At 76.5% G+C, this 24,908-nt stretch carries 21 protein-coding genes; 3 read left to right on the top strand and 18 right to left on the bottom strand.

Annotated features, from left to right (window positions below):
• Window positions 1-92: 92 nt before the first annotated feature.
• The 18 genes from wag31 to mraZ all read right to left on the bottom strand — a co-directional run bounded on the left by wag31 (window position 93) and on the right by mraZ (window position 19,665).
• Entirely contained in the window at window positions 93-818 is a 726-nt protein-coding gene (gene wag31, locus ACI79D_RS17415) for a DivIVA-like cell division protein Wag31 (RefSeq protein WP_456919708.1), read from the bottom strand.
• A gap of 103 nt (window positions 819-921) precedes the next feature.
• Window positions 922-1,218 (bottom strand): YggT family protein, encoded by a 297-nt coding sequence (locus tag ACI79D_RS17410; protein WP_456912228.1) that lies wholly within the window; start codon window positions 1,216-1,218, stop codon window positions 922-924.
• 55 nt (window positions 1,219-1,273) lie between these two features.
• The gene (gene sepF, locus ACI79D_RS17405; protein ID WP_456919707.1) at window positions 1,274-2,200 is read right to left on the bottom strand and encodes a cell division protein SepF; all 927 of its coding nucleotides are present in this window, start codon (window positions 2,198-2,200) and stop codon (window positions 1,274-1,276) included.
• A gap of 41 nt (window positions 2,201-2,241) precedes the next feature.
• Complete coding sequence (locus ACI79D_RS17400; protein WP_456919706.1) at window positions 2,242-2,982, bottom strand: YggS family pyridoxal phosphate-dependent enzyme; 741 nt, start codon at window positions 2,980-2,982, stop codon at window positions 2,242-2,244.
• Between the two features lie 15 nt (window positions 2,983-2,997).
• Window positions 2,998-3,729 (bottom strand): peptidoglycan editing factor PgeF, encoded by a 732-nt coding sequence (pgeF, locus tag ACI79D_RS17395; RefSeq protein WP_456919705.1) that lies wholly within the window; start codon window positions 3,727-3,729, stop codon window positions 2,998-3,000.
• A 138-nt stretch (window positions 3,730-3,867) separates the two neighbouring features.
• Entirely contained in the window at window positions 3,868-5,157 is a 1,290-nt protein-coding gene (ftsZ, locus tag ACI79D_RS17390; RefSeq protein WP_456919704.1) for a cell division protein FtsZ, read from the bottom strand.
• 393 nt (window positions 5,158-5,550) lie between these two features.
• Entirely contained in the window at window positions 5,551-6,135 is a 585-nt protein-coding gene (locus ACI79D_RS17385) for a peroxidase-related enzyme (RefSeq protein WP_456919703.1), read from the bottom strand.
• 97 nt (window positions 6,136-6,232) lie between these two features.
• Window positions 6,233-6,895 (bottom strand): cell division protein FtsQ/DivIB, encoded by a 663-nt coding sequence (locus ACI79D_RS17380; protein WP_456919702.1) that lies wholly within the window; start codon window positions 6,893-6,895, stop codon window positions 6,233-6,235.
• Between the two features lie 137 nt (window positions 6,896-7,032).
• Window positions 7,033-8,481 carry a UDP-N-acetylmuramate--L-alanine ligase gene (gene murC, locus ACI79D_RS17375; RefSeq protein WP_456919701.1) on the bottom strand — a complete coding sequence of 483 codons (1,449 nt, stop codon included), beginning with the start codon at window positions 8,479-8,481 and terminating at the stop codon, window positions 7,033-7,035.
• Window positions 8,468-9,583 (bottom strand): undecaprenyldiphospho-muramoylpentapeptide beta-N-acetylglucosaminyltransferase, encoded by a 1,116-nt coding sequence (gene murG, locus ACI79D_RS17370; protein ID WP_456919700.1) that lies wholly within the window; start codon window positions 9,581-9,583, stop codon window positions 8,468-8,470. The genes murC and murG overlap by 14 nt, the downstream gene beginning before the upstream one ends.
• A gap of 26 nt (window positions 9,584-9,609) precedes the next feature.
• A complete protein-coding gene (gene ftsW / locus ACI79D_RS17365) occupies window positions 9,610-11,148 on the bottom strand; it encodes a putative lipid II flippase FtsW (protein WP_456919699.1) in 1,539 nt (512 codons plus the stop codon).
• Between the two features lie 82 nt (window positions 11,149-11,230).
• Entirely contained in the window at window positions 11,231-12,310 is a 1,080-nt protein-coding gene (gene mraY, locus ACI79D_RS17360; RefSeq protein ID WP_456919698.1) for a phospho-N-acetylmuramoyl-pentapeptide-transferase, read from the bottom strand.
• Window positions 12,307-13,698 carry a UDP-N-acetylmuramoyl-tripeptide--D-alanyl-D-alanine ligase gene (locus ACI79D_RS17355; protein ID WP_456919697.1) on the bottom strand — a complete coding sequence of 464 codons (1,392 nt, stop codon included), beginning with the start codon at window positions 13,696-13,698 and terminating at the stop codon, window positions 12,307-12,309. The genes mraY and ACI79D_RS17355 overlap by 4 nt, the downstream gene beginning before the upstream one ends.
• Window positions 13,695-15,266: a UDP-N-acetylmuramoyl-L-alanyl-D-glutamate--2,6-diaminopimelate ligase gene (locus ACI79D_RS17350; RefSeq protein WP_456919696.1), complete on the bottom strand. Its 1,572-nt coding sequence runs from the start codon at window positions 15,264-15,266 to the stop codon at window positions 13,695-13,697. The genes ACI79D_RS17355 and ACI79D_RS17350 overlap by 4 nt, the downstream gene beginning before the upstream one ends.
• Before the next feature lie 149 nt (window positions 15,267-15,415).
• On the bottom strand, window positions 15,416-17,230 hold the full coding sequence (locus ACI79D_RS17345; protein ID WP_456919695.1) for a peptidoglycan D,D-transpeptidase FtsI family protein: 1,815 nt from the start codon (window positions 17,228-17,230) through the stop codon (window positions 15,416-15,418).
• Between the two features lie 3 nt (window positions 17,231-17,233).
• On the bottom strand, window positions 17,234-17,845 hold the full coding sequence (locus ACI79D_RS17340) for a hypothetical protein (protein WP_456919694.1): 612 nt from the start codon (window positions 17,843-17,845) through the stop codon (window positions 17,234-17,236).
• Entirely contained in the window at window positions 17,842-18,819 is a 978-nt protein-coding gene (rsmH, locus tag ACI79D_RS17335; RefSeq protein ID WP_456919693.1) for a 16S rRNA (cytosine(1402)-N(4))-methyltransferase RsmH, read from the bottom strand. Before rsmH ends, ACI79D_RS17340 begins: the two co-directional genes overlap by 4 nt.
• Window positions 18,820-19,230: 411 nt before the next feature.
• A complete protein-coding gene (mraZ, locus tag ACI79D_RS17330; protein WP_456919692.1) occupies window positions 19,231-19,665 on the bottom strand; it encodes a division/cell wall cluster transcriptional repressor MraZ in 435 nt (144 codons plus the stop codon).
• Between the two features lie 428 nt (window positions 19,666-20,093).
• Here mraZ and ACI79D_RS17325 point away from each other — a divergent pair, with 428 nt between their 5' ends.
• From ACI79D_RS17325 to ACI79D_RS17315, 3 genes are all read left to right on the top strand, one after another.
• Complete coding sequence (locus ACI79D_RS17325; protein WP_456919691.1) at window positions 20,094-21,077, top strand: AAA family ATPase; 984 nt, start codon at window positions 20,094-20,096, stop codon at window positions 21,075-21,077.
• Window positions 21,078-21,091: 14 nt separating this feature from the next.
• Window positions 21,092-22,444 (top strand): DUF58 domain-containing protein, encoded by a 1,353-nt coding sequence (locus tag ACI79D_RS17320; protein ID WP_456919690.1) that lies wholly within the window; start codon window positions 21,092-21,094, stop codon window positions 22,442-22,444.
• A 76-nt stretch (window positions 22,445-22,520) separates the two neighbouring features.
• Window positions 22,521-24,902, top strand: a complete 2,382-nt coding sequence (locus ACI79D_RS17315; RefSeq protein ID WP_456919689.1) for a transglutaminase family protein — start codon at window positions 22,521-22,523, stop codon at window positions 24,900-24,902.
• Window positions 24,903-24,908 lie beyond the last annotated feature (6 nt).

Raw genomic sequence — 24,908 nt, 5'->3', positions numbered from 1 at the left:
GTGCGCCCCGGCAGCCGGGGGGCCGAGACGCCGACGGGCCCCCGGACGTCGTCCGGAGGCCCGTCGCGGCCCGTTGCGCGGGGTACGGCGTCCTACGCCGTCGCGTGCTGGCTCTGGCGGCTGTTCGACGCCGGCTCGGCCGAGCCGCGGCTGTCCAGGTCGCGCAGGTGCGACTCGAGGTAGGACCGCAGGCGGGTGCGGTACTCGCGCTCGAAGGTCCGCAGCTCCTCGATCTTGCGCTCCAGGCTGCTGCGCTTCTCCTCCAGCGACCCCATGACCTCGGTGTGCCGGCGCTCGGCGTCCTGCTCGAGGGCGGCGGCCTTGGCGCGGGCCTCGCGCTCCATCGTGTCCGCGCGGGTGCGGGCGTCGGTGACCATCGAGTCGGCGCGCATCTTGGCCTCGCTGACCATCTGCTCGCTCTTGGCCCGCGCGTCGGTGACCATGCGGTCGCTGTTGCTCTTGGCCGTCGACACCATCTGGTCGGCCTGGGCCTTGGCCTCGTTGACGTACCGGTCGGCGGTCTCCGTCGCGAGGGCCAGCATGCGGGAGGCGCGGGCGCTGTCGTCCTCGCGCGGGGCGGCCGGCGGGGGCGGCGGGGCCACCGCCGGGGCCGGGGCCGGCGGCTCGGGAGCCTCCTGGCGCGGGGTGCGGCCGGTGGTCGAGCCCGCGCGGAGCTCGTTGTTCTCCTCGATCAGCCGCGCCAGCTCGGCCTCGACCACGTCGAGGAACGCGTCCACCTCGTCCTCGTCGTAGCCCCGCTTGCCGATCGGCGGCTTCTTGAAGACGACGTTGTGCACGTCGGCAGGCGTGAGTGGCATCGGGGTCACCTCGGGTCGGACAGCGGGAACAGGGACGTTGTCGGACGAGCGACGGCGGACCGCACCCAGCCTCCGACGTCGCCCTCCCCGGCGGGTTCAGGGGTCACGCGGTGGCGGCGAGTGAGGTCGTGATGCCACGCAGGATGTACACGGCAATCAAGAGCACCATAAACCCGAGGTCCAGCCGGATGGTGCCCAGGTTCAGGGGCGGGATGACCTTCCGGATGGCCTTCAGCGGCGGGTCGGTGGTCGCGTACACGACCTCGAGTCCGGCGGCGACGATCCCGGAGGGACGCCAGCTGCGCGCCAGGACCATCACCCAGTCGACGACGAACCGCGCGAAGAGCAGGACGAGGAAGACGAGCAGCACCGACGAGACGATCTGCCAGAAGAGAGCCACGGTCCTCGTTCGTTCGGGGCACCTCGTGTGCCGGGTCGGAGTCCTGCCGGTCGCCTCAGGACTCGGCGAAGAAGCCGCCCTCGCGGATCCGCGCCTTGTCCTCGGCCGTCACGTCGACGTCCCTCGGGCTGAGGAGGAACACCTTGTTCGTGACGGGCTCGATGCTACCGCGCAACCCGAAGATCAGTCCCGCAGCGAAGTCCACGAGCCGCCGCGCGTCGGCGTGGTCGAGTTCGGTGAGGTTCATGATGACGGGGCTGCCGTCCCGGAACGCCTCGCCGATCTGGCGGGCCTCGTTGTAGGTCTTCGGGTGCAGCGTGGTGATCCGGTAGGGCTGCGGCGCGGGAGCCGGGGCCGGAGCGGGTGCCGGCTCGGGGGCGGCTGCGGCGGCCAGGCCCGCGGCGCCCGAGGCGGTGGACCCGGCGCCGGAGGCGGGCGTCGCGCCGGCCGGCCCACCGAGGCGGGGGGTGCCGGAGGTGGCGGCGGGCGCCAGGCCGAGGTTGCGCGTGGAGCCGGTGCGGCGGGGCAGGGTGACCGGCTCGGGGCTCGGCTCGGGCAGGTCGGCCTCGCGGTCGGCCGCGTAGTCGGACGAGTAGCCGGACTCCTTGTACCCGGCGTCCTTGTACCCGGCGTCCTTGTACCCGGCGTCCTTGTACCCGGCGTCCTTGTACCCGGCGTCCTTGTACCCCGAGCTCTTGTACCCGGCGTCCTCGTACTCGGAGTCGCGGAAGTCCGACTGGCGGTAGTCCGAGTCGCGGAAGTCGTCGGCCCGGTAGTCACTGTCGGCGAACCGGTCGCCGGCCTCGGCGTAGCGGTCGTCGTAGCGGTCGTCCGCGGCGTACCGGTCGTAGCGACGGTCCTCGACCCGGTCGTACCGGTCGGCGTGGTCGGGCTGCCGGGCGTCGTACCGGCCGTACGCGCGGGCGTCGTCGTCCTCGACGAGCCCGAGGTAGATGCCCATCTTCCGCATGGCTCCGGCCATCGGCCCTCCCCCTCCGGTTCCGCGAGCGTTGCCCGCGTCGGTCACCCGGGCTGGTGGGACCCGTGTGACTGGTGTGACTCGTCCTCTCGGGAGGGTAGGGGGCGCTCGCCGAAGAGCGCGGTACCGACACGCACGAGCGTGCTCCCGGCGGCGACGGCCTGCTCCAGGTCCGCGGTCATCCCGGCGGAGAGCTCCCGCGCCCCGGGGTGGGCGGCGCGCACAAGCTCGGCCAGCTCCGCCAGCCGGGCGAAGGCCGGGCCGGGGTCGACGTCGCGGGGCGCCACCGCCATGAGGCCCCGCAGCCGCAGGCCCTCCTCGGCGGCGACGGCGTCGGCGAGCCCGGGGACCTCCGCGGGGTCGGCCCCGCCTCGGGCGGCGAGCTCGCCCTCGGGGCCGCCGAGGTCCACCTGGAGGAAGACCTCGACCGGGCGGCCGAGCTCCACCCCGGCCCGCGCGAGCGCGCGGGCCAGCGACAGCCGGTCCACGGAGTGCACGACCGCCCCCAGGCGGGCCACCGCGGCGGCCTTGTTGCGCTGCAGCTGGCCGACGAAGTGCCACCGCAGCGGCAGGTCGGTCAGCTCGCCGGCCTTGGTCACCAGCTCCTGGGCGCGGTTCTCGCCGAAGTCGGACTGACCCAGGGCGGCCAGCTCCCGGACGGCGGACGCCGGCCAGGTCTTGCTCACCGCGAGCAGGTCCACCGATGCCGGGTCGCGGCCCGCGGCGCGGGCGGCGGCGGCGATGCGGGCACGCACGGTGGCGAGCCGGTCCGCGGGCGTGGTCACGCCCGCGATCCTGCCTCAGCCGAGCCAGACCACCCCGGCCTGCCGCCCGGTGACGCCGTCCCGGCGGTGGGAGAACAGCCGGCGGTCCTCCACCGTGCACCGCGGGTCGTGCACCACCTGGCCGGTGCCCGCGGAGCGGAGCAGCTCGGCGAGCCCCGCGCGCAGGTCCAGCCCGGGCGTGCCCTTGCGGGTGCGCACGGCGGCCGCGGGCGCCACCCGGGCCACCTCGGCCTGCATCGCGCGCGGCACCTCGTAGCAGGCCCCGCAGACCGCGGGTCCCAGCAGGGCCGTGACGTCGCCCGGCCGGCTGCCCAGCCGGGCCATCGCCGCCAGGGTGGCCGGGACGACGCCGCGCCGGACCCCCTCCCGCCCGGCGTGCACCGCGGCCACCACCCCGGCGACCGGATCGGCCAGCAGCACCGGCACGCAGTCGGCGACCAGCACGCAGAGCACCAGGCCCGGCGTGCGGGTGACGACGGCGTCGGTCGCGGGGAGCGGGCCGTCGCCGGGGCCGTCGACCACGGCGACCCCGGCGCCGTGGACCTGGTCCATCCACACCAACCGGTCGCCGTCGACGCCGAGCTCGCGGGCCAGCCGCGCCCGGTTGGCGTCGACGTCGGCCGGGTCGTCGCCGACGTGGCCGCCGAGGTTGAAGGAGTCGTAGGGCGAACGGGACCGGCCGCCCCGCCGGTCGGTGACGACCCGCCGGGGTCGCACCGCCTGCGGGACGGCCGGCGGCTGCGTCACGGCCCCGTCCAGAGGCTCACCGCGAGCCTGCGAGCGGTGAGGAGGACGGGGTCCTCCGACGAGTGGTGGGGGGCACGGGCGACCCTCCTGCAGGGGCCCGCGGCGAGCTCGCGAGCGGTGGGGGGCAGGAGGGTCCTTTCACTGGCGGAGGAACTCCGGGATGTCGAGCTCCTCCTCGAAGTCCTCGTCGGACAGCGGCCGGCGCCCTCCCGCACCCGCGCTCTGCGCCGGGGGCAGCGGCGGCACGGTGATGCCCTGACCGGCCGCGGGCCGGGAGGGCAGCTGGGAGGTCGAGGGCAGCGGCGGCGCCGGCTGGACCGGCGGCAGGGAGGACGCCGAGCCCAGCAGCCGCTCGCCGGTCTGCGCCGGCTGCGCACCGGTCACCGGCTGCGGGTGCACCGGCAGCCGCGGGGTGGCCGGCGGGGCCACGGGGGCGGCGGTGGGCACCGAGGCCATCCCGGCGTCCTTGCGGCCGGCCGGCTTGCCGCCGTCGAAGCCGGCGGCGATGACGGTCACCCGCACCTCGTCGCCGAGGGCGTCGTCGATGACGGCACCGAAGATGATGTTCGCGTCGGCGTGCGCGGCGTCGGAGACCAGCGAGGCGGCCTCGTTGATCTCGAACAGCCCGAGGTCCGATCCGCCCGAGATGGACAGCAGGACGCCGTGCGCGCCTTCCATCGAGGCCTCGAGCAGCGGGCTGGCGATGGCCTGCTCGGCAGCCAGCAGGGCGCGGTTGTCGCCGCGCGCGCTGCCGATGCCCATGAGGGCCGAGCCGGCCCCGGACATGACCGACTTGACGTCGGCGAAGTCCAGGTTGATCAGACCGGGCGTGGTGATCAGGTCGGTGATGCCCTGGACACCGGAGAGCAGCACCTGGTCGGCGGTGCGGAAGGCGTCCATGACGCTGACGTTCCGGTCGCCGAGCTGCAGCAGCCGGTCGTTGGGGATCACGATGAGCGTGTCGCACTCGTTGCGCAGCTCCTCGATGCCCGACTCGGCCTGCACGGCCCGCCGCTTGCCCTCGAAGGAGAACGGGCGGGTGACCACGCCGATGGTCAGCGCGCCGAGCTTGCGGGCGATCGAGGCGACGACGGGCGCGCCACCGGTGCCGGTGCCGCCGCCCTCCCCCGCGGTCACGAAGACCATGTCGGCGCCCTTGAGCACCTCCTCGATCTCCTCCCGGTGGTCCTCGGCGGCCTGCCGGCCGACATCGGGCTGCGCGCCGGCGCCGAGCCCGCGGGTCAGCTCGCGGCCGACGTCGAGCTTGACGTCGGCGTCGCTCATCAGCAGCGCCTGCGCGTCGGTGTTGATGGCGATGAACTCGACCCCCTTGAGGCCGACCTCGATCATCCGGTTCACCGCGTTCACACCGCCGCCGCCGATGCCGACGACCTTGATGACCGCGAGGTAGTTGTGCGGAGGTGTCATGTGGGGCTCCCGACCTCGACCCTCATCCTCAAGTAAAGCCTTATAGTTATGTCAACTGGGTCGACGCGGACGAAGTTAAAGGGGCGCCAGAGGCCCCACAAACACCCTGCCGCGACCGGCGTGTCGACCGGGCGGGTTCCCACGGATCCCGGGTGACCCAGTAGTCACATTCGTATCACTCCGTGTGACGACGCGCGTCCGGAACGTCTCATGTGCAGGTCGAGGGCCCCGACACACCGACGACCGCGAACTCGGAAAAGTGATGTCGCGCGTCGGGCGTGTCGCGGCGCCGCGCGTGTCGTCCCGCGACCCCCTGAACCGGGCGGTCCGCCGAGGCCCGGCCCCTGCAGGGTGCCGCCGCGAATACGCGCTCGGTCGGCCACGGGTCCCGTCTCACTCCCGGGGCAGCCGGCCCAGGAGGTAGAACTCGTCGTTGGGCGGGATCGCCGCCCAGTGCGCCAGCCGGTTGGACAGCGCGAACAGCGCCACGATCGCGCCGACGTCCCACACGTCGTCCTCGGTGAGCCCGTGGGCGCGCAGGCCGGCGAGGTCGGCGGCGGTGACCGTGGCCGGCGCCACCGCCAGGCGGACGGCGACGTCGAGCACCGCGTGCATGCGCGGCGGCAGTGGCGCCTTGCGCCAGTCGACGGCGACCTGGTCGGCGATGTGCGGGTCCCGGGCCCGGATGCGGGCGATGGCCCCGTGCGCCACCACGCAGTACAGGCAGTCGTTGGCCGCGCTGGTGGCGACCACGACGATCTCCCGGTCGGCCTTGGACAGCCCGGGGGTCTCCTTGTCCATGAGCGCGTCGTGCATCGCGAAGAACGCCGCGGCCTCGGCCGGGCGCCAGGCCAGCGCGCCGAAGACGTTGGGCAGGAAGCCCGAGCGCTCCTCGACGTCGGCGTAGCGCTCGCGCAGTTCCTCGGCGAGCTCGTCGCGGGGAGGGACGGGGAACCGGCTGATCGGCGAGGAGGTCACCCGGCCAGCCTGCCGCGCACCTCCCGCACGCGGCCACCCCGGCCGGCCCCGTGCAGAGGCCCGCCGGGAGTGGTGCGGAGGACGGGGTGTCCGCCGTTCAGCGCAGGACGACCGCCCGCGGTGCGCTGACGTCGATCTCGTCGGCGGGCTCCAGCGCTCCGGAGTCCAGCTGGTCGAGGAGCCCGACCAGCGCCTGCGCCTTGTCCTCGCCCTGGTCGGCACTCCCCCACAGCACCGTGGTGCCGTCGTCCAGGGTGAGCGTGACGTCCTCGGTCGTGGTGGCCGACGCGACGGCCAGGTCGTCGCGCACCTGCTCGGGCAGCGCGACGAGCGCGGACAGCGCGGCGCGGGTCACCCGGTCGTCGGGGCCGGGGTGGGCGACGTCGAGGGGCACCACGCCGGACGGCCGGTCGCGGGTCACGGTGTCGAAGAGCACCCCGCCGGCGTCCACCAGCCACCGGGCGCCGTCCTTCTCCACCTCGGCCACGGGCACCCGCTCGACCACGGTGATGACGACGCTCCGCGGCCAGCCGCGGGCGACCTCGACCGACGCCACCTGCGGCAGCCCGGCGACCCGGGCCTCGGCCACGTCGACGTCGACCCGCAGCAGCGGCGTGCCCTCGGCGATGCCGGCGACGTCGACCACCTCGGCGGACGTGAGGCTGCCGGCACCGTCCACCTGGATCCGGTGCACGCCCAGCACAGGACTCCCCCACAGCAGCCAGGCCAACACCACCACCAGCGTCCCCGCGACGCCCACGCGGACGAGCAGCCGCCGACGGCGGGCGGCCGGGGTGCTCGGGCGGGGCCGCCGCGGCGACCGCGCGGGCCGGCGGGCGGGGTCCGGTCCGGCCCCCGCGACGCGGGCGCGGTCGCGGGTCGTCGACCCCGAGCGGCTCACCGGGCCGGGAGCGCCGGGTCGTCGCCGGCGCGGGCGCGCAGCGCCTCCAGCACCTCGGGGCCGACCATCGAGACGTTGCCGGCGCCCATCGTGATCACCAGGTCGCCGGGGCGGGCTCGCTCGGCCAGCGCCGGTGCGGCGGCCGACCAGGACGGCTCGAACCGCACCCGCTCGGCCGGCAGCGGGACGGCGTCGGCCACCATCGCGCCGGTGATGCCGGGCACCGGGTCCTCGCGGGCGCCGTAGACGTCCATCACGACGACCTCGTCGGCCAGGCCGAGGGCCTCTCCGAAGCCGGCGGCGAACTCGCGGGTGCGGCTGTAGAGGTGCGGCTGGAAGGCCACCACGACCCGGCCCCCGTCGGCGACCGCCCGGGCCGCCCGCAGCTGCGCGGCCACCTCCGTCGGGTGGTGGGCGTAGTCGTCGTAGACCCGCACGCCCTGCACGGCGCCCTTGAGCTCGAACCGGCGGTGCACGCCGCCGAACCGGCCCAGCCCGGCGATCAGGCCCTCCGCGGGCAGGCCCAGCTCCAGCCCGGCCAGCAGCGCCGCGGCGCTGTTGCGGGCCATGTGCTCCCCCGGCGCGCGGATCTGCACCCGGCCGAGGACCTCGCCGTCCAGGACGGCGGTCCAGGCGGTCGTGTCGGGCCCGACCTCGATGTCGAGCAGCCGCAGGTCGGCGTCCTCGGCCGTGCCGTAGGTGCGCACCCGCGCGGGCGTCGGCACGCCCCGCAGCCGCGCCGCCCCCGGGTCGTCGGCGCACAGCACGACGAACCCGGCCGGGTCGACGGTGGTGAGGAACCGGTCGAACGCGGCCTCGACCGCGGCCAGGTCGCCGTAGTTGTCCAGGTGGTCGGCCTCGACGTTCGTGACGATCGCGCCGTGGGGAGCCAGCAGGAGGAAGGAGCGGTCGCTCTCGTCGGCCTCGGCGACGAAGACGTCGCCCCGCCCGGCGTGCGCGTTGCTGCCCGACTCGTTGAGGTCGCCGCCGATGGCGAACGACGGGTCCGCGCCGCAGGACTGGACGGCCACGGTGAGCATCGACGTGGTCGAGGTCTTCCCGTGGGTGCCGGCCACTGCGACGCTGCGCTTGCCGGCCATCACCGCCGCCAGCGCCACCGCCCGGGGCAGCACCCGCAGCCCCCGCGCGCGGGCCGCGGCCAGCTCGGGGTTGTCCTCGCGGATGGCGGTGGAGACGACCACCGTGTCGGCGTCGCCCAGGTGCGCCGCGTCGTGACCGAGCTCCACCCGGGCGCCCAGGGCGCGCAGCGCGAGCAGGGTCGGGGTGTCCCGGCGGTCGCTGCCGGAGACGGGGACCCCGCGGGCCAGCAGGATCCGCGCGATCCCGCTCATCCCGGCCCCGCCGATGCCCACGAAGTGCACCGCGCCCAGCTCGGCCAGCGTCGGGACCGGGGCGCTCCAGGCGGCCACGTCAGCGGCGGGCACGGGCGACCTCCAGCACGATGTCGGCCAGGCGCTCGTCGGCGTCGGGCGCGCCGGCCGCCGCGGCGTGCCGGGCGTACCCGGCCAGCGCGGCCGGGTCGGTGATCAGCGGGAGCACGTGTTCCTCGATCCAGGACGGCGACAGGTCGGCGTCGTCCACCAGCAGTCCTCCCCCGGCCTCGACCAGCGGCAGCGCGTTGCGCCGCTGCTCGCCGTTGCCGATCGGCAGCGGCACGAAGGCCGCAGGCAGCCCGACGGCGGCCAGCTCGGCGACGGTCACCGCGCCCGCCCGGCACAGCGCCAGGTCGGCCGCGGCGTAGGCGAGGTCGATCCGCTCCAGGTAGTCGACGACGACGTAGGGGGTGCTGCCCGGGGCTCGGGCGGGCACGGTCACGTCGGTGTTCTTCGGCCCGCGGGCGTGCAGCACCTGCACGCCGGCCGCGGTGAGGGCGTCGGCCGCGCCGACCGCGGTCCGGTTGAGCGAGGCCGCGCCCTGGGACCCGCCGAAGACCAGCAGCGTCGGCCGGTCGGGGTCCAGGCCGAAGGCCGCGCGGGCCTCGGCGCGGCGGGCGGCGCGGTCCAGCGTCGTGATCGCCGTCCGCAGGGGCATGCCGACGTGCTCGGCGCCGGGCAGCGGCGTGCCGGGCACCGTGACCGCGACCCGAGCGGCCAGCCGGGCACCGATCCGGTTGGCCAGCCCGGGCAGCGCGTTCTGCTCGTGGACCACGACCGGCACCCGCTCGCGGCGGGCCGCCAGGTAGGCCGGCAGCGCCACGTACCCGCCGAAGCCGACGACGACGTCGGCCTCGAGCTCGCGCAGCAGCGCCCGGGTCTCGGCCACCGACCGGCGCAGCCGGCCGGGGACGCGCAGCAGGTCGGGGGTGGGCTTGCGGGGCAGCGGCACCGGCGGGATCAGCCGCAGGTCGTAGCCGCGGGCGGGCACCAGCCGGGTCTCCATGCCGCGGGCGGTGCCCAGGCAGGTGATCCGCGGGCCGCCCTCCTCCACGGCACGGCGCAGCAGCGCGTCGGCGAGGGCGAGCATCGGCTCGATGTGCCCGCCGGTGCCCCCGCCGGCGAGGACGACGCTCAGGGGTCGGGTGCCCACGGGCCCGTCGCCGTGGGAGGCCCCACTCATCGCGGCCGCCGGGGGGACTCGGGCGCCGTCGAGCGGGCGCGCGGCGGTGGCTGCCGGCGGGCCTCGCCGGTCCGCCCCCGGCCGTCGGGGGTGCGGCGCTCGCGTGCGGGGGTCCGCTCCCGCGCGGGGTCGACGGCGACCCGGGCGACGGTGCGACTACCCGAGACCGCCGGCCGCCGGGCCCGCTCGCCCCGCCCCGCGGAACGCTCGGGCCGCCGGTCGGCGGGGGCCTCCGGCGCCGGGCGGTCCCGCCGCGCCCGGACCGGGTCCACCGCCTGCGCGGGGATCGGCAGCAGCAGCCGGGTCAGCCGGCCGCGCTCGCGCCGGCGCTGGTGCTCGATCGCGTCGGGCTCGGACCGGGCGAAGCGGATCAGCAGCCCGACGATGAACAGGGTGAGCACCAGCGAGGTGCCGCCGGCCGAGACCAGCGGCAGGGTGACCCCGGTGACCGGCAGGACGCCCACCACGTACCCCATGTTCATGGCCGCCTGCCCGACCAGCCAGACCGTGATGGCCACGCTGGCCAGCTGCACGAACCGGTCGGTGGAGTTGCGGGCGATCCGGAAGCCGGCGTAGGCGAGCACACCGTAGAGGGTGACCACCACCAGGCACCCCAGAAACCCGAGCTCCTCGCCGATGATGGCGAAGATGTAGTCCGACTCCGCCTCGGGCAGCAGGTTCCACTTCATCGCGGAGTTGCCCAGCCCGACGCCCCACAGCCCCCCGGTGGCGAGGGCGTAGAAGCCGCGGATGGCCTGGAAGCCGCTGTCGGAGGGGTCGGCGAACGGGTCGAGGAAGGAGGTGATCCGGGCCATCCGGTAGGGCGCGGCGATCACCATGGCCCACAGCCCCAGCGCCGCGACGCCCGCCCCCCAGGCGAAGAACCGCTTGGGCAGGCCCGCGCCCCACAGCAGGCCGACCAACACCAGGCCGAGGGTGACGATGCCGCCGAAGTCGGGCTCGAGGTAGAGCAGGAACGCCAGCACCCCGAACACCGGCAGCAGCGGGACCAGCAGCGACTTGACCGTCAGGAAGCGGCCCCGCAGGGCCAGCATGTGCGCGCCCCACAGCGCGAAGACCAGCTTGGCCAGCTCCGACGGCTGGAAGTTGGTGATCTTCAGGTCCAGCCAGGCCCGGGAGCCGTTGAGCTCCATCCCCAGGCCGGGCACGAAGACCAGCAGCAGCGAGAAGGCCGAGGCGACCAGTGCCAGCGGCGCCCAGCGGCGGATCAGCCCGACGGGCAGCCGCACCGCCACGAGCAGCGCGCCCAGCCCGATGCAGGCGAACACGACCTGGTCGACCCCGGGCCGCCAGGCCGGCTGGTCGTCGAGCGCCGCCTCGATCGCCGAGGCGGAGAAGACCATGACCAGGCCGATGGCCAGCAGCAGGCCCGCCGCGCCGACCACCAGGTGGCAGCTGGTCATGGGCCCGTCGAGCCAGGCGGGCCCGGCGAACCGGCGTGGGGACGACGGCCGCACCCGGCCGGCCGCCGCGGTCCGCCGTCCGCCGGCCGGGGGGACGCCGGTGGACTCCATCGGGCCATCGTCGCCGCTCCCGCGCATGTCCCGGGGGACCGACGGGGCGTGTCGCGGCAGCGCCTCCCTCACCAGCCGGGGCTCACAGCCCGGTGATGGTCAGCCAGTCGGCGTAGAACAGGCCCAGCCCGAAGGCCACCGCCATGCCCGTGACCAGCCAGAAGCGGACGATCACCGTGTTCTCGGTCCAGCCGGCCAGCTCGAAGTGGTGGTGCAGCGGTGCCATGCGGAAGACCCGCCGGCGGGTGGCCCGGAAGAACGCGACCTGGATCACGACCGACAGGGTGACCGCGACGAACAGCCCGCCGAGCACGATCAGCAGCAGTTCGGTGCGGGTGACGATGGCCAGGCCGGCCAGCAGCCCGCCGAGGGCCAGCGACCCGGTGTCGCCCATGAAGATCCGCGCCGGGCTGGTGTTCCACCACAGGAAGCCCAGGCAGGCACCGAGACCGGCGGCCGCGACCAGGGTGATGTCGAGCGGGTCGCGGACCTGGTAGCAGCCGTCGATGAGCTCGGTCGTGCAGTCGTGGGTGAACTGCCAGAACGAGATGATCGTGTAGGCGCCGCAGACCATCGCCGAGCACCCGGCGGCCAGGCCGTCCAGACCGTCGGTGAGGTTCACCGCGTTGGAGAACCCGGCGATGAACAGGTAGGCCAGGATGACGAACCCGATCGACCCCAGCGCCAGCGGGGCGATGTCGCGGACGTAGGAGACGAACGTCGAGGCCGGGGTGTTGCCCGCGTCGTCGGGGAAGTTGATCGCCAGGACGGCGAAGGCGACGCCCACGACGAGCTGGCCGACCAGCTTGGCGGTCTTGTTCAGGCCCAGGCTGCGCCGGTACCGGATCTTGAGGTAGTCGTCGAGGAAGCCGACCGTGCCGAGCCCCACCATGAGGAACAGCACCATCAGGCCGCTGGCGGTCACGCCCCGGCCGGGCTGGTTCACGAGGAACAGGTGGGCGATCAGGTAGCCGCCGACCGTGGCGGCGACGATCACCGTCCCGCCCATGGTGGGCGTGCCCTTCTTCGACAGGTGGGTTTCGGGACCGTCGTCCCGGATCTCCTGGCCGAAGCCCTTCCGGCGGAACAGGTGCACGGCCACCGGGGTGGCCAGGATCGAGATCACCAGGCCGAACGCGGCGGCGATGAGGACGGACTTCACGCGCCTGCCCCGGCGTCGAGCAGGTCGGCGGCCAACACCTCGAGCCCGTAGGACCGGCTGGCCTTCACCAGCACGACGTCACCGGGCACCAGCACCTCCGTGAGCAACTGCCGGGCGGCCGCCCGGTCGGGCACGTGCACCGTGCCCTCGTCCTGGGTCGCGCCGGCAGCGGACGCGCCCCGGGCTATCCCTACCGCATCGGGACCGACGGCCACGACCAGGTCCACCCCGGCGGCGACCGCGTCGCGGCCCAGCCGCTCGTGCTCGCCGTCGGCCCCCGGGCCCAGCTCGGCCATCGCGCCGAGCACGGCGATCCGCCGCCGGCCGGGCAGCCGGGTCAGCGCCGCCAGCGCGGCCCGCATCGACTCGGGGTTGGCGTTGTACGCGTCGTTGACCACGGTGACCCCGTCGGCCCGGCGGGCGATCTCCATCCGCCAGCGGCTGCGCGGCACGGCCGCCGACAGCGCCGCGGCGACGTCGGGCAGCGGCATCCCCGCGGCGAGGGCCGCCGCGGCCGCCGACAGCGCGTTGGCGACCTGGTGCTCCCCCACCACCTGCAGGGAGACGGCGGCGCTCGCGCCGGCAGCGCGGAGCGTGAACCGCGCCCGGCTGGAGTCGTCGAGGACGACGTCGTCGGCCCGGACGTCGGCGTCGGCCCCGCGGCCGGTGGTCAGCACCCGCGCCCGGGTGCGGGCGGCCATCCCGAGCACCCGCGGGTCGTCGGCGTTGAGGACGGCGGTCCCCTCCTCCGGCAGCGCCTCCACCAGCTCGCCCTTGGCCGCGGCGATGCCCTCCGGCGAGCCGAACTCGCCCAGGTGCGCCGAGCCCACGTTGAGCACCACCCCGACGTCGGGGCGGGCGACGCGGCAGAGCCGGGCGATGTGCCCGCGCCCGCGGGAGCCCATCTCCAGCACGAGGAAGCGGGTGCTCTCGTCGGCGTCGAGCACGGTGAGCGGCAGGCCGATGTCGTTGTTGTACGAGCCGGGCGGGCTGACCGTCGGGCCCGCGGCGGCCAGCACCTGTCCGAGCAGGTCCTTGGTGGAGGTCTTGCCCGAGGAGCCGGTGATCCCCAGCGTCGTCAGGGGCCCCCGCGTCAGCCGGGCGTGCACCGCGGCGGCCAGCCGGCCCAGCGCGGCCACCGGCTCGTCGACGACGACGCAGGGCAGCGCGTCGTCCGGGCGGGTGGTCAGGGCGGCGACCGCGCCGGCGGCGGCCGCGGCCGGCAGGAAGTCGTGCCCGTCGACCCGCTCCCCCGGCACGGCGACGAACAGGTCGCCGGGCGCGACGGTGCGCGAGTCGACGGTGACCTTCCCGGTGACCGTGCCCGCGCCGGAGGTGAGCCGCCCCCCGACCGCCTCGGCCAGCTCGGACAGGGTCAGGGGGATCACGGGGTCTCCTCCACGGCGCCCGCCAGCGCCTCGCGCAGCACGGCGCGGTCGTCGAACGGGTGCACGGTGCCGGCCACCTCCTGGCCGGTCTCGTGGCCCTTGCCGGCCACGAGGACGGCGTCGCCGGGGCGGGCCCGGGCGACGGCGGCGGCGATCGCCGCGCGGCGGTCCCCGATCTCCAGGACCGCGTCCCGCCGGTCGGCGGGCACGCCGGCGATCATCGCGGCGCGGATGGCGGCGGGGTCCTCCGAGCGCGGGTTGTCGTCGGTGACGACGAGCAGGTCGCTGCCCCGCGCGGCGGCCTCCCCCATCCCGGCGCGCTTGCCGGGGTCGCGGTCGCCGCCGCAGCCGAGGACGGTGATCACCCGGCCGGGCGTGGCGGCGCGCAGGGCGGCCAGGGCGGTGGCGACCGCGTCGGGGGTGTGCGCGTAGTCGACGACGGCGACGAACGGCTGGCCGGCGTCGACCGGCTCCATGCGGCCGGGCACCACGACGTCGGCCAGCCCGGTCAGCGCCGCCTCCACCGGGACGCCGACCGCGTCGAGCAGGGCGACGGCGAGGACGGCGTTGGCCACGTTGAACCGCCCGGGCAGTCGCACGCGGGCGGGCCAGCTGCGGCCGCCGGGGCCGTGCAGGGTGAACGCCGAGCCGCCGTCCGAGGGGACCGAGACCTCGTCGGCCCACCAGTCGGCGTCGGCGCAGCGGCTGGAGACGGTGACCGGACGGCGCCCCCCGAGCATGCCGGTCAGCCGCCGTCCGTGCGGGTCGTCGACGTCGATCACCTCGACCGCGGCGCGGCCGTCGAAGAGCCGGGCCTTGGCGAGGAAGTAGTCCTCGAGGTCGGCGTGGAAGTCCAGGTGGTCGCGGCCGAGGTTGGTGAACCCGGCGGCGGCGAACGGGATGCCGCCGACCCGGCCGAGCACCAGGGCGTGGCTGGAGACCTCCATGACCACGGTCTGCACGCCGGCGTCGGCCATCGTGGCCAGCAGCTCGTGCAGGGCGGGCGCCTCGGGCGTCGTCCGGACGCTGCGGATCGCCGTCACCGTGGCGGTGCCGTCGGCCGCCGTCGTCCGGGTCCGCGTCTCCACGGTGCCGACCATCCCGGTCCGCCGTCCGGCCGCGGCCAGCCCGGCCTCGACCAGGTAGCTGGTCGTGGTCTTGCCGTTGGTGCCGGTGATCCCGACGACCTGCAGCCGGCGGGCCGGTTCGCCGTACACGCGGGCGGCGACGGCCCCGAGCAGCTCGCGCGGGTCGTCGACGACGCAGACCGGCAGGCCGGTGGCGAGGGCCTGCTCCCGGCCGGACGGGTCGGTGAGGACGGCGACCGCGCCGCGGGCCGCGGCGTCGGCGGCGTACCGGGCGCCGTGGGTGCGGGCGCCGGGCAGGGCGGCGTAGAGGGTGCCGGGCGTGACCTCGCCCGACGCGAGGGTCACCCGCGCGACGACCGTCGCGGGGTCACCCTGCACCGGGGCACCGACCAGGTCGCCGAGGTCGGCGAGGGTCACCGGACCGACCGGCGGGGTGGTCCCCGACCGACGGAGCACCGACCCGTCCTCGGTCGGGGTCACACGTCCTCCTCGCCGGCGCTCGTCGAGCGCGCTCCCGGTGCTGCCGTGCTCGTGCGGAAGCGAGACGGCTCGCTCACCGGGACTCCAATCTACCGACGGCCGTCGGGGCGTTCCTCGCCCGTCGGGTGGAACGTGACGGGGCCCCTCCGTCACCCGGTGAGCCGGAAGTCGGGGCGCGCCGTCCCGGACGGCACGATCCCGTCGGCGGTCAGTGCCTGGCGCATGACGTCGGCGAACACCGGCGCGGCGACCTGGCCGCCCTCCGCCGAGCTGGTCGGCCGCTCCAGGTCGACGGCGACGACGTACTGCGGGTCGTCGGCCGGGGCGAACCCGACGAAGGTGGTCACGTAGCCGCCGCCGTCGTAGCAGTTGCACTCGGGGTTGGCCCGCTGCGCGGTGCCGGTCTTGCCGGCCACGCGGAACCCGTCGATCTGGGCCAGCGGCGCCGTGCCGCCCGGCCCGACGACCGCCTCGAGCATGTACGCCATCTGCTCGGCGGTCTTCTCGCTGACCACCCGGGTGCCCTCCGGCGCGGCCGCCGCCTCGCCACCGACCGAGCCGACCACCCGCGGCGGGATGCGCACCCCGTCGTTGGCGATCGCCTGGTAGATGGACGCCATCTGCAGGGTGGTGACCGAGACGCCCTGGCCGATCGCCACGTTGGCCGCGCGGCTGGCCGCCCAGTCCGCGGAGTCCTGCAGGATGCCGGCGCTCTCGCCCGGCAGCTCGATGCCGGTGGCGCTGCCGACGCCGAAGGCCCGGAGGTACTCCTCGAGCTTCTCGTCGCCGACCTCCCGGGCCAGCATGATCGTGCCCACGTTGCTGGACTTGGCGAGGACGCCGGTGACCGTCCAGTCGATCGGCGCGTGGTCGTGGGCGTCGGTGACCACCGCGTCCCCGGCCTGGATGTGCCCGTTCACGGTCAGCACGGTGTCCGGCGTGGCCTTCCCCTCCTCCATGGCCGCGGAGAGGGTCACCGCCTTCATCACCGAGCCGGGCTCGAAGACGTCGGACACCAGGGGGTTGCCCAGCAGCTCCGGGTCGGTCCGCGACGCCTGGGCCGGGTCGTAGCCGGGGCAGGAGCCCATCGCGGCGACCTGGCCGGTGTGCACGTCGAGCACGACCGCCGACGCGCGGGTGGTCGCGCCGTCCTCGCAGGCCTCCTCCAGGCGCTGCTCGGTGACGTACTGCAGGTCCGAGTCGATGGTGAGCTCGACGGTCTCGCCGTCGGTGGCCGGGGTGGACTCGTCGATGCCCGACGGGATCGGGTGCCCGCCGCTGCCCACCTCGACCCGCCGCTCGCCGTCGGACCCGGCCAGCTGCTCGTCGAAGGTCTGCTCGATGCCGGCCAGCCCGTCGCCGTCCCGGCCGATGAAGCCGACCACCTGCCCGCCGGTGATCCCGGCCGGGTAGAGCCGGACGGGGTCGTCCTCGAAGAAGATGCCGCCCAGGCCGAGCGCGTCGATGGCGTCGACGGTCTCCGGCGTCACCTGCGAGGCCAGGACGACGTACCGGCTGTCCCGCGACAGCTGCTCGGTCAGGTCCGACACCGGGACGTCGAGCAGCGTGGTCAGCGCGAGCGCGGTGCGGGCCGGGTCGGTGACCACCGTCGGGTCGGCGACCACGCGGGAGGCGTCGACGGTGTAGGCCAGCGGGTTGCCGTCGCGGTCGGTCACCGCGCCGCGCAGTGCGGCGATCGGGTAGCTGCGCAGCCGGTCCTGGGCCGCGGCGGTGGCGTACTCGGCGCCGTCCACTCCCTGCAGCAGGACCAGCTTGCCGGTGACCACCAGCAGTGGGACGACGACCAGGACCAGGCCGACGGTCAGCCGGCGGCTGCTGGCCCGGACCGCGGCGACGGTGCGGCGGCTGCCGGGGGTGCGGCGGGGCGCGAAGGCGCCCGGCCCGGTCGGGAGCCGGTCGGCGGGGCGCCGTCCGGGGGCGGGGCGGCGGGCTTCGGGTGGCACCGGTCAGCCTCCCGTGCCGGACTCGGGGTCGGTCGCGGGGTCCTCGGCGGGCCGGGGTTCCCCGCGCAGGGTCACCGTGCCGTCCTCGCCGATCACCAGGTAGGCGGCCGGGCCGGCCGGGACCAGCCCCTCCTCTGCGGCGGCGGAGGCCAGCGCGGCGGGCGTGCTGCCGTCGACGACCTGCTGCTCGAGGCGCTCCACCTCCTGGGCGCGGTCGGCGTTGGCCGACGACAGCTGGGTCGCCTTGAGCGAGTTGACCGCGATGGCGGTGTTGAGGACCAGCAGGGCCAGCGACGTGCCGACCAGCAGCCCCACCACGAGCAGCACGAAGGGGGCCTGCCGGCGGGAGAGCGCGCCGCGGCGGTCCCGGCCCGGTGCGGCGGCACCGGCCGGGCGGGGGGTGGGCCCCGTCGCGAGCGGGCGGGCGCGCAGGCCGCCGGTGCGAACGGGGACGCTGTGCGCACGGCCCGGCCGGTCCGGGCCGGTGAGGGGCGCGCGGGCGCCCGAGGAGCGGCCCGGGGGCACCGGAACCGCGCGGGGGGTGCTCCGGCGCCCGGCGCCGGGGGCGCGGCGCGGCTCCGGCGGGACCCCGGCGGCGCGGGCGGCGGAGCTCATGCAGCCCTCCGGGTGCGCTCGGCGGCACGGACCCGCGCGGACGCGGCGCGCGGGTTGGCGGCGATCTCGGCGTCGGACGGGGCCTCCCCGCCGCGGGTGAGGAGTCGCAGCGTGGGGCCGTACTCGGGCAGCGGCACCGGCATCTCCGGGGGCGTGCGGTCGGTCGCGGCGGCGGTGAGGGTCTGCTTCACGATCCGGTCCTCGAGGGAGTGGAAGGTGATGACGGCGATGCGCCCGCCCACGGCCAGCGCCTCGATCGCGGCCGGCAGGGCCCGCTCCAGGACGCCGAGCTCGTCGTTGACCTCGATCCGCAGCGCCTGGAAGGTCCGCTTGGCGGGGTGCCCGCCGGTGCGGCGGGTGGCGGCCGGGATGGACTCGCGCACCAGCTCGGCCAGGCGGCCGGTGCGGGTGAACGGCTCGCGGACCCGCTCCCGCTCGATGGCCCGGGCGATGCGGCCGGCGAAGCGCTCCTCGCCGTAGACGCGCAGCACGCGGGTGAGCTGGGCCGCGGAGTAGGTGTTGACCACGTCGGCGGCGGTGCGCCGCGCGCCGGGGTCCATCCGCATGTCGAGGGGGGCGTCGGCGGCGTAGCTGAAGCCGCGGTCGGGCCGGTCGAGCTGCAGCGAGGAGACCCCGAGGTCGAACAGGACCGCCTGGACCTCCGCCACGCCGAGCCGCTCGAGCACGTCGGGGAGCTCGTCGAAGACGGCGGGGACGACGGTGGCGCGGTCGGCGACGCCCGCGGCCGCCAGCCGCCGGGTCGCCTCCGCGCGGGCGTCGGGGTCCCGGTCCAGGCCGACCAGCCGCAGGCCGGGGTGGGCGCGCAGCAGCGCCAGGGAGTGCCCGGCCAGGCCCAGGGTGGCGTCGACCAGCACCGCGCCCTCGGCGGCGCAGGCGGGGGCGAGGAGCTCGACCACCCGGTCGAGCAGCACGGGCACGTGCACCGCGGACGGCGCCGGCTCGGTGCTGCTCATCGTCGACTGCTCCTCGGACGGGGTGGTTCGGCCCGTCCATGGTGGCGCGGGGCGGTGGTCGACGGGTGGAGGGCAGCGGCGTTTCGCCGGTGGTGTCGGGCACCGGTGGGGCGAGGTGGGGGTGGTGGGGCGCAGTGGGGCGGGCTCCCGGGCCGCGGGGGCGGCCCGCCCCCCGCGGGGCCCGCCTGGCGCCGGGGAAGTGCGTCAGGTGGCGCCCCGCGGGGACGGGGAGGGCCCGTGCCGGCCCGTGCCCGGGGAAGGGCGGCCGGCGCGCGCCCGGGGCGCGGTGTGCTCCCTGCCGTGCCGCGAGGTCCGAGCCGCGGGGAAGGCGGCTCGGGCCGGACCGGTCGAGCCGCGGGGAAGACGGCTCGGTCGGGGCGGGCCCGGAGGGGGTTCGGGACGGACGTGGGATCAGGAGAGGGTGGGCATCCCCTCGCTCTCCATCTCGGCGAACTTCGCCTCCTGCTCGGCCACGTAGGCGTCCCAGGTGGCGGCGTCCCAGATCTCGAAGCGGGTGTCGACGCCGACCACGACCACGTCGCGGTCCAGGCCGGCGTACTGGCGCAGGTTGGCGGGGATGGTGATCCGGCCGGTCTTGTCCGGCTCGACCTCGACCATCGACCCGAAGCCCATGCGGGCCCGCATCCGGGCCTCGGCGGTGTCGGAGGGCGCCATGGCGGCTGCGGCCCGGCTCTGCTCGGCGACCCGCTCCATGGTCAGGCCGTAGATGCAGTGCTCCTGGCCCTTCTTGATCACCATGCCGCCGGCCACCTGCTCGCGGAAGCGGACGGGGAGTGCGAGCCGGCCCTTCTCGTCGAGCCGCAGCGGATAGCTGCCGACGAACACCGGATCACCTCCCCCATCGGTCCTCCTCGTGCTCCGGGGTGCCCCCGGGACGGGCCCTGCCTCCCCACCGGGCCACACAGTAACCCACCACGCCCCACCGGACACCACTCGACACCATCTCGTGACCGCTCTCCCCCACCGCTCCACCCGCAGGTCAGCGCGGCGTCCCGCGGCCCGGGGCGCGGGGTGGGGCCGGGTGGGGCGCGGGGTGGGGTGGAGTGGGGCTCGGGCCGGCCCGGCCGGTCGTCGCGCAGGGTCGCCGTGGGGTGGGAGGAGCCCCACGAGTTGGGGAACCCACTCGTCCGGTGCCGCGTGACCGCCCGGTGACCGGTCGGCGCACGTACCGTGGGTGGACCGGACCGAGAGGCGCGGTCCCACGGGGAGGGAGCGGCGTTGGGCAGGGAGCCGACGACTGTCGAGGCAGCGCCGTGACGGACCTGGCGCGGACGGCGCAGGACGCGGCCGGTTCCTCGGTCGACGTCGCGGCGGAGGGCGCCCGGATCGCCGCCAACATGGCCCGCGTCGTGCACGGCAAGCCCGACGTCGTCCACCTGGCCCTCGTGGTCCTGCTGGCCGAGGGGCACCTGCTCGTCGAGGACGTGCCGGGCGTCGGGAAGACCACGCTGGCCAAGGCCCTCGCCGCCTCGATCGACGCGAGCGTGCGCCGCATCCAGTTCACGCCGGACCTGCTGCCGAGCGACGTCACCGGGGTGTCGGTCTACGACCAGGAGACCCGCGAGTTCGAGTTCAAGCCGGGGGCGGTGTTCGCGAACATCGTCGTGGCCGACGAGATCAACCGGGCCTCGCCCAAGACGCAGTCGGCGCTGCTGGAGTGCATGGAGGAGCGCCAGGTCACCGTCGACGGGGTCAGCTACGAGCTGGCCCGGCCGTTCCTCGTCGTGGCCACCCAGAACCCGATCGAGATGGAGGGCACCTACCCCCTCCCCGAGGCCCAGCGCGACCGGTTCACCGCGCGGGTCTCGATGGGCTACCCCGACCGCGAGGCCGAGCTCGCCATGCTCGACGACATGGTCACCACCGACCCGCTGGCCTCGCTCACCCCGGTGGCCGACGCCGCGGGGGTGCGGGCGCTGGTCGCCGCGGTCGGCCGGGTGCACGTCTCCGAGGCCGTCCGCCGCTACGTCGTCGCCCTGGTGGAGGCCACCCGCCGCTCCCCCGACCTCCGGCTGGGCGCCTCGCCGCGGGCCGGGCTCCAGCTGCTGCGCACCGCCCGGGCGGCCGCCGCCCTGGCCGGCCGCGACCACGTCCTCCCCGACGACGTCCAGACCGTCGCGGTGCCGGTGCTGGCCCACCGGCTGCTGCTCACCCCGGACGCCGCGGCCGCGCGCCGCCGCGCCGAGCAGGTCGTCACCGAGCTGCTCGCCACCGTCCCGGTGCTCCGCGGACGCTGACGGTGCGCGGCCCGGTGGCGACCGCGCTCGCCACGCTCACCCTCCGGGGCCGCTGCCTCGTGGCCGCCGGGCTGACGCTGCTCCTGCTCGGTGTGCTGCTGGGCGAGCGCCCGCTCGTGCAGGTGGCGGTCTTCGTGCTCGCCCTGCCGCTGCTGTCGGCGGTGGCCGTCGCGCGGCACCGGTTCCGGGTGGCCTCCCGGCGGACGGTGCTGCCCTCCCGCGTCCCCCGCGGCGGGCACGCCGAGGTCCGGCTGGACCTGACCAACGCCGGCCGCGGGACCGGCGGGCTGTGGCTGCTGGCCGAGACCCTGCCCGCCGAGCTCGGGCCCTCGCCGGAGTTCGTCGTCGACCGGCTGCCCGGGGGCGCCACCACGGCCCTGCACTACCGGGTCCACGGCGGGCGCCGCGGCCGCCACCGGCTGGGCCCGCTGCGGCTGCGGCTGGTCGACCCGTTCGGGCTCGTGGTGCGCAGCGTCTCCGGCGCCGACAGCGCCCCGCTGGTCGTGGTGCCGCGGGTGGTCCCGCTCGGTGCCGGCGGGCCGTCCGGCGGCCACGGGGGCGGCGCGTCCGGCGCCCGCCGGTCCATCGCCGTCCACGGTGAGGACGACGTGAGCACGCGCGCCTACCGGCACGGGGACGACCTGCGCAAGGTGCACTGGCGGGCGACGGCGCGCACCGGCGAGCTCATGGTGCGGATGGAGGAGCGCCCGTGGCGGGCGCAGGCCACCCTGCTGCTCGACACCCGGACGCGTGCCCACCTGCTGCTGCGCGGGCACGCCGCGGCCGCCCACGCGGCCGCCGCGACGCCGGACTCCCCGCCGCCGGACAGCTTCGAGTGGCTGGTCGAGGCCGCCGCCAGCATCGGCACGGAGCTCATCGCCCGGGGCGCGACGCTGCGGGTGGTCACCGACGCCGTCGAGCTCGCCCCCGCCGAGCACCGCGACGGGCTGGGGCCCGGTGAGCTGCTCGACCGGCTCGCCGCGCTGACGCCGTCCCGGCTGAGCGGCCTGGGCCCCGGCATCGACCTGCTGGCGCGGGCGGCCGGCGACGGTCCGGTGGTCGCCCTCCTGGGGGCCGTCGGCCCCGACGAGGCCGCCGAGCTGGTGCGCGCCCGCTCCGGCCCCACGAGCGACGTCGCCGTGCTCGCCGACCTGGGCAGCTGGGCCGACGCCCACGGCGCGGGCCGGGGCCGGCGTCCGCTCGCCGCCGCCCACGGCGAGCTGACCCGCCAGCAGGAGGCCGCCGCGGACCTGCTGCGGGCCGGGGGCTGGCAGGTCGCGGTCGCCACGGCCACGACCTCGGTCGCGTCGGTGTGGGCGCAGCTGGGGCGGTCGGCGCCGTCCGGGCTCGGGTCGGTGCCGGCGTGAGCGGGCAGGGGCGTGGGCGTCGCAGCGGGGAACGAGCGCGGAGCAGAGCGCCCCGCGGGAGCGAGCAGGTGACCCGGTGAGCGGGCTGCGGGAGGCCGGCACGACCGTCGCCGCGGCGGTCGCCACCGCGCTGGGCGCCGTCGCGCTGGTCCCGGTCTTCACCGATCGCAGCTGGCTGCCCCCGGTGCTGGCGGCCGTCGCCGTCGTCGCCCTGGGCGGGCTGGCGCTGCGCGGCGCCGGCGCGGCACTGGAGCGCCGGCTGTTCGGGGACCGGTCCGCCCCCACCCGGTGGGTCGTCCTCGGCGTGCCGCTGGTCCCGCTCGGCCAGCTGGTGCTGCTCGGGTGCCTGCTGACCGCGCTGTTCGCCCCGACCCGGGCCGGCGGCGGGTGGCTGCCCACGAGCGGCAGCGTCACCGACCTCGCCGCGGTGCTGGTGGACGGGACGGCGGAGCTGCGGGAGCAGTCCACCCCGGCGCTGCCGCTGACCGGTCTGTTGGCGCTGACCACGGTGCTGGTGGGCCTGGTCGCGATCGTGGTCGACCTGGTCGCCGTCGGCGGCCGGCAGCCGGCGCTGGCGGGCCTGGGGCTGCTGGTCCTGTTCTGCGTCCCGGTGAGCACGGTGACCGGCACGATCGGCGCCCTGCCGGTGGTCGCCCCCGCGGCCGGCCTCGCGCTGCTGCTGTGGGCCGACCAGCACCGGCGGCTGGGCGGGCGGTCGCCGGAGGGGCGCCGCCCGCTGCTGGGCACCGGCACGCTGACCGCCGTCCGCACGGGGGCGGTCGCCGTCGTCCTCGGCCTGGTGGTGGGCACGGTCGTGCCCACGCTGACCGAGGGCACCTTCGCCGGCGGGATCGGCGGCACCGGCGGCGGCGCGACCGGGACGGCGCTGGACCCGGCCGCCGCGCTGCAGGGACAGCTGACCCTGCCCGAGCCGATCGACCTGCTCAGCGTCGACGCCTCCGTGGAGGACCCCGGCTACCTGCGGGTCGTCGCCCTCGAGGTCTACGACAACGACGACGGGTGGACCGTCGGCAACCTCGACGGGGAGGAGTCGGTCGCCGGCGACGACGAGCTCGCCCCCCTGCCCGGACGCCGCGACGGGCGGCCGGTCGACGCGCTGATCACCGCGCTCGGCCACGAGGACCGCTTCCTCCCGGTCCTGTACTCGCCCCTCGCGGTGCAGGTCGCCGACGCCGACCGCTGGCGGTTCGACCCGGCCACGTCCACCGTCTTCGGCCGCGACGCGACCACGGGAGGACGGACCTGGTCGGTGGCCTCGGTGGAGCCGCGGCCCGGCGAGGAGGAGCTGGCCGGCGCGGGGCCGCTGCCGGCGGAGCTGCCGCTGGTGCAGCGCTACACGGCCCTGCCGCCGCTGGACCCCAGCGTGCCGGAGCTGGTCGGCCGGCTCACCGACGGGCTGACCGGGCCCTACGAGCGGGTCCGGGCGCTCTACGACTACTTCACCGACCGGGACAACGGCTTCGTGTACTCCCTGTCGACGGCCCCGGGCACCACCGGCGACGACCTCGTCGACTTCCTGCGGCTGCGGCGCGGCTACTGCGAGCAGTACGCCGGGGCGATGGCCGTCCTGGTGCGCGCGGCCGGCGTGCCTGCCCGGGTGGTGCTCGGCTACACCCCCGGGACCGTGCAGCCCGACGGCAGCCGGCTGGTGACCAGCGACGACGCGCACGCGTGGGTCGAGGTGTACTTCGACGACCTCGGGTGGATCCCGTTCGACCCGACGCCGATCGACGTGGACCGGGCGGTGGACCTGCCGTGGTCGCCGCGGACCCAGGACCAGGAGGCCGACCCGCGCACGGACGCCCCGACCGCGCCGCTGCCGGCCCCGGTCACCCCCACCCCGCAGGTCGACCGGGCGCCGCAGGCCACCCCGGCGCCGCAGCAGGCCGAGGAGTCCGCGCAGTGGGTGCGCCCGGTGCTGCTCGGCGCCGCGGCGGTGCTGGGCGTCGCGGCCCTGGCCGCCGTCCCGGCCGGGCTGCGGGCGCTGCAGCGGCGCCGCCGGCTGGCCGGCGACGACCCCGCGGGGCTGTGGGACGAGCTGACCGCGACGGCGCTGGACGTGGGGCTGCAGAGGGACCCGGCGCGCACGCCGCGCCAGACCGCCGGGCACCTGGCCGCCGCGGTCGCCGAGCGCAGCGCGGCAGGCGGCTCCCGCACCCGGGGCCGACACGGGTCGGATCCGGCCGCGGCCGACGCCGTCGCCCGGCTGGCCGGCGCCGAGGAGGCGGCCAGCTACGCGCGGCCGGGCAGCGCGCCGGCGGCCGGGCCGGAGCTCCGGGCGACGCTGGCCACCGCCCGCCGCGCGCTGCTGTCGACGGCGCCGCGGCGGACGCGGCTGCGGGCCCTGCTGTGGCCGGCGTCCCTGGGCGCCGCCCTGTGGCCGCGCGGGGCCCGGCCGGCCCTGCGCCTGGGGCGGCGGACGGCGCTGCGCGGCTGAGCCGGC

The sequence above is a fragment of the Geodermatophilus sp. SYSU D00708 genome, assembly GCF_054050115.1.
Note: the sequence above shows the minus strand (reverse complement) of the source record. Positions and strands in the feature narration are given on the sequence as shown.

Bases quoted from the DNA above. Each gene is read 5' to 3' on its own strand.
- rsmH (WP_456919693.1), bottom strand. From the start codon at position 18,819: ATGAGCAGCACCGAGCCGGCGCCGTCCGCGGTGCACGTGCCCGTGCTG.
- ftsZ (WP_456919704.1), bottom strand. From the start codon at position 5,157: ATGACACCTCCGCACAACTACCTCGCGGTCATCAAGGTCGTCGGCATC.
- ftsW (WP_456919699.1), bottom strand. From the start codon at position 11,148: ATGGAGTCCACCGGCGTCCCCCCGGCCGGCGGACGGCGGACCGCGGCG.
- sepF (WP_456919707.1), bottom strand. From the start codon at position 2,200: ATGGCCGGAGCCATGCGGAAGATGGGCATCTACCTCGGGCTCGTCGAG.
- wag31 (WP_456919708.1), bottom strand. From the start codon at position 818: ATGCCACTCACGCCTGCCGACGTGCACAACGTCGTCTTCAAGAAGCCG.
- ACI79D_RS17340 (WP_456919694.1), bottom strand. From the start codon at position 17,845: ATGAGCTCCGCCGCCCGCGCCGCCGGGGTCCCGCCGGAGCCGCGCCGC.